This window comes from uncultured Thiodictyon sp. (assembly GCF_903828115.1).
Taxonomy (GTDB): domain Bacteria; phylum Pseudomonadota; class Gammaproteobacteria; order Chromatiales; family Chromatiaceae; genus Thiodictyon.
The window spans coordinates 1-4572 of record NZ_CAIKKU010000715.1 but is presented as its reverse complement, the minus strand read 5'-3'; the positions used below and the strand labels follow the sequence as shown (position 1 = coordinate 4572).

Annotated in this window: 3 protein-coding genes; 2 read left to right on the top strand and 1 reads right to left on the bottom strand. The window is 68.1% G+C overall.

Annotated elements, in window-relative coordinates; translation table 11 throughout:
• Positions 1-105: 105 nt before the first annotated feature.
• Entirely contained in the window at positions 106-1230 is a 1125-nt protein-coding gene (gene lptF, locus QZY48_RS26785; RefSeq protein WP_295436603.1) for an LPS export ABC transporter permease LptF, read from the bottom strand.
• 331 nt (positions 1231-1561) lie between these two features.
• Between lptF and QZY48_RS26780 the strand changes: the two genes are divergently transcribed.
• A complete protein-coding gene (locus tag QZY48_RS26780) occupies positions 1562-2758 on the top strand; it encodes a hypothetical protein (protein ID WP_295436601.1) in 1197 nt (398 codons plus the stop codon).
• Positions 2748-4535: an AAA family ATPase gene (locus tag QZY48_RS26775; RefSeq protein ID WP_295436600.1), complete on the top strand. Its 1788-nt coding sequence runs from the start codon at positions 2748-2750 to the stop codon at positions 4533-4535. Before QZY48_RS26780 ends, QZY48_RS26775 begins: the two co-directional genes overlap by 11 nt.
• Positions 4536-4572: the final 37 nt, after the last annotated feature.

The window sequence follows — 4572 nt, the reverse complement described above, 5'->3', positions numbered from 1 at the left end:
GTAATCGTGGTCGGATTATTCGATTACGATTACGATTACGATTACGATTACGATTACGACAACGACAACGACAACGATAGCGTACCCGGGATCTCGGTCACCACATCAGTCTCGATCGCCCCCGGGGCCAGGGTGTCCCCGCCCGAGGCGCTCGCGCAGGACCTTGTACCAGCGTGTCTCCGGCAGCATCACCAGATAGACCAGGACCAGGACCAGCACCTGGTACCAGAAACTGGTCAACCACAGCGGGGTCGTCCCATTCCCCAACCAGGTCTCCGCCAACTGCTGCAGATTGAAGAAGGTGAAGTAGGCAAGAAAGGCGAGCAAGAGTCGCCCGGAGGTCTTTTGCCTGGGTGAGATGGCGACCAAGGGGACCGCGATCAGCAGCAGGGTGAAGATCGCCAGGGGGGCGGCGATACGGTGCTCCAGTTCGGCCCGCGCCAGGGGGTCCGCGGACTCCAGCAGGTCCAGGGAGGGCGTGGTGGACTTCTTGGTCACCTGCGGCTCGGGGCCCTGGCCCGCGACCCGCAACTGATACTCACGAAAGCGGGCGATCAGATAATTGCCCTCCCCCGCGTTACCGTCGAAGCGGTGTCCGTCGATGAGTGTCACCAGGTGATCGCCGGTGCGCTCATCCACCCGGTGGCGACCGCTGTCGCTGACCACGATGCGCGTCTTATCCCCTTGCCGATCGAGGACGAAGACCCGCTCCAGGCCCTTACCCTTGGCGATGGCCCCGACATAGACGACGACCTTTCCCCCTTCTTCCGTGTAGAAACGCCCGGCCTGAACCCCGGCGATCTGGGTCGCCTGATCCTTCTGCTGGAGGCGGATCTCGGCGATCCCCGCCGCCGCCCAGGGCTGCAGGACCAGGGCGAACCAGCCCGTGACGAGCGCTACCGGCAGCGCCAGCAGCACGAGTGCCCGGTACAGGCGCCGCGGCCCGATACCGCAGGCATTGAGCGCCACCAACTCACTGTCCCGGGCCAGGCGGCTCAGCGCCCCCAGGGCGGCGATGAAGAAGGACGGCGGCAGCAGGGTCGCGGTATCGCGTACCAGTTGCAGCCCCAGGAAGCGCAGCACCAGGTCGGCGTTCAGGGCCCCCAGGTTCACCTCCTCCAGGGTCCGCAGAAAGAGCATGCTGGCGACGATCAGCATCAGCGTGATCAGGATCGCCAGCAGGGTCTTGGCGACCTCGCCCAGGATGTAGCGGTCGACGATCGGGAGCATGGCGCCTCGGTACCGGATGGGGTGCGCCATTCTGGCACGGACGCGGCCGGCCGACGCGGGCGTGACGCGCCGGCCGCGACGGCGCGGTTCCTGCACCGTTGCTCCTATCGCCCCACTGCCATTAAGTCAAGTCTCACTTGCTGTCCGGCCCGGCCTGGGAGCGCCGCACCCCAGTGCGGCGCGATCTCGCAGATAAATCTGCTGGTTAGCATCGGATCAAGGCTCGCGCGGCGGCTCCTGCCACCGACTTTAGCAACGATTCACTTCAGATTTGACGCGCGTCAGTTTTGAAGTATCCTGATCCCCAACGAATCACGCTGGAGCGACGGCCATGCCGATCAGATTGGGCAACAAGGCGGACGGTGACGACTTCTTCGACCGGGTGAACGAGCGTGCGGACCTGTGGCGCCATCTGGAGGGGAACCATGTCGTGCTCAGCGGTCCCCGACGCCTGGGCAAGACCTCGCTCTTGCAGCGCCTGGCCGAGGAGGCGCCGGGGCACGGGCTGGTCGCCCGCCTGGAGGACGTGGGCGGGCTCGACACGGCCGCAGCCTTCATCGATGCCTTGGACCGTGCTGTTGCCGATGAAACCATCGCCGGTCACCTGCGTACCGCCGGCAAGCCGATGAGGGACTGGATGGCGCGGGTCCGCAAGGTCGGCCTGCATCTCCCCGGCGACCTCGGCGCGGGTATCGAGATCCAGGCCCCGTCGGAGGCGGCCTGGTCGGCCAAGGCCCGGCGCCTGCAACAACGGTTGTCCGCGGCCCCGGTGCTCCTGCTCATCGATGAGGTTTCCGTCTTTCTGGAAAAGGCCCTGGGACGGGACGCGACCGATACGGTAAGGCTCCTGTCCTGGCTGCGTGCCTGGCGCCAGCACAGCGGGCTCACCTGCCGCTTCCTCTTCTCCGGCTCCATCGGGCTCAATGCACTCCTGGACCGGCACGGCCTCAGCACCTATTTCAATGACTGCTACGATTTGCGGCTCGGTCCCTTCAAGGAACGCGCGGCCCTGGAGATGCTTCAGACCCAGTGCCAACGGGAGGGCTGGACGCCGGACCCCGCGACCCTGGCCCACCTGTGCGAGCGCGCCGGCTGGCTCTCCCCCTTCTATCTCAACCTGCTGCTCGACACGGCTCTGTCTGCGGCCCGGGATCGCCGCCAGGAGACCGGCGCCGAGGCGCCGCTGCTGTTACCGGGCGATGTGGACGACGCCTATGACCGCCTGCTCGCGGTGCGCTCGCGCTTCATCCACTGGTACCAGCGCCTGGAGCGGGACCTGGCGCCGCCGGACCTGGCCTTCACCCTACGCATCCTGGGGGTGGTCGCCACCGCTGAGGATGGCCTGACCCGGCGCCAGTTGCTGGCACGCCTGAACCGGCAGGAACCCGACCCGGATCGCCGCGCCGCCCGGCTCGACGACGCCATGATCGGCCTGGAAGAGGACGGCTACCTGGCCGTCACCGGCGAGCGCATCGCCTTCCCGTCCTTCATCCTGCGCGACTACTGGCGGCGCAATCATGCCCGCTGAGCCCCCCGCCCTGACCGCCACCGTCAAGTACAACCCACACCTCTGGGGGCCGGCCGAGCTGCGTGCCATCTTCGTGGTCCGCACCCGGGAGCTTGAGGACCTGCTGCGCCTGCTGCGCGGCACCGCGCCGGAGGCAATGCCGCAACACCTGCTGATCACGGGCGCGCGCGGCATGGGCAAGACCACGCTGCTGCGCCGGCTCGCGCTCGCGGTGGAGGACGATCCGGCGCTGGCCGCCGGCTGGGTTCCGGTTACCTTCCCCGAGGAGCAATATACCGTCAGCACCCTGGCCGAGCTGTGGCGCAATGTACTCGACGCCCTGGCCGATACCCGCGAACGCCAGGGCGCCCCGGCCGCGGAACTGGACCAACTGGACCGGGAGATCGCCCGCATCGGCGACCTGTCGGCCGCGGAGCGTGAGGGCGCGGCCCTGGCCAGCCTCGACGCCTGGGTCCGGACCAACGAACGGCGCCTGCTGCTGCTGATCGACAGCACCGACCTGCTGCTGGCCAACCTGGCCGGGACCACCGAGGCCGGCGCTCCCAAAAGCGCCAAGACCGGCCAGGGAACCCCGATCGACGGCGGCGCCACCCCCCTGTGGCGGCTGCGCAAGACCCTCTCCCACGACTCCGCGATCTTCTGGCTCGGGGCCAGCTACCAGTCCCTGGAGTCCAACCACGCCTACCAGGACGCCTTCTGGGACTTCTTCCAACTGATCGAACTGCGCGCCCTGACGGTGGCCGAGATGCGCGAGGCCATGCTCGCACTCGCCCGCACCTTCGGTGCCGGACGCGGCCTGACCGGCGAGGCCGCCGTCCAGGAGATGGCCCGCAACCTCGACACCCGCCCGGAGCGCCTGAAGGCCCTGCGCGCCATCACCGGCGGCAACCCGCGCACCACCGTCATGCTCTACGAACTCTTCGCCGCCGGCGGGGCCGACGACGTCCACAGCGACCTTAGGCGCCTGCTCGACACCATGACTCCGCTCTATAAGGCACGCATGGAGACCCTCTCCGACCAGGCGCGCAAGCTGCTGGCGCACCTAATGGAACACTGGGCGCCGATCTCCGCCCGCGGACTCGGGGAGGTCTCCGGCATCGCCACCAATACCGTCAGCGGCCAATTGGCCCGGCTGGAGGCCGAGGGGCTGGTGGAAAAGGCGCGGCTGTCCGGGACCAAGCGTACCGGCTACCAGGCGGCCGAGCGGCTGTTCAATGTCTGGTATTTGATGCGGTATGCCTCGCGGCGGCTGCGGCAGCGGTTGACTTGGCTGGTGGAGTTTATGCGGTTGTGGTTCAGTGGGGAGGAACTGACACAGCTTGCGCACAGCCGCGCCGCGGAGCACGCCAATGGTCGGCTGTGCTGCGGCGACCAGCTCGAATACTCCCGTGCCGTGGGACTTGCACTGCCGGACGGTCATGCCGAGCGCTATCGGCTGCTCCAATCCCACCTCTGGCTCGGCAACCGCGACCTGGCCCGCCAGGCGCTCGACCGGCTGGCCGAGACCGCCGCCGCGGGCAATCGGGACGCCTTCGCCCGGCTCAAGGAGCAGGCCCAGGAATGCCATGGGATCGGCCTGGGTTCGGCCCTGAGGGACCTGATGACCGAAGGCACCTGGGCCGACTTCCTCCAACCCTTCGCCCTGGCCCTGGGCGCCGCCGCCGCGGCCGATCCCGAGGACGCCCTAGCCGGCGCCCCGCCCGAGTTGCGCACGCTGGCAGAGGAGGTCCTGGCGGACCTGCGCCCACCGGGCAACGCCCCCGCGCAGCCCCGGTAGCCATGTGTGGGGTTTGATCATCCTTGATGCCGATGGC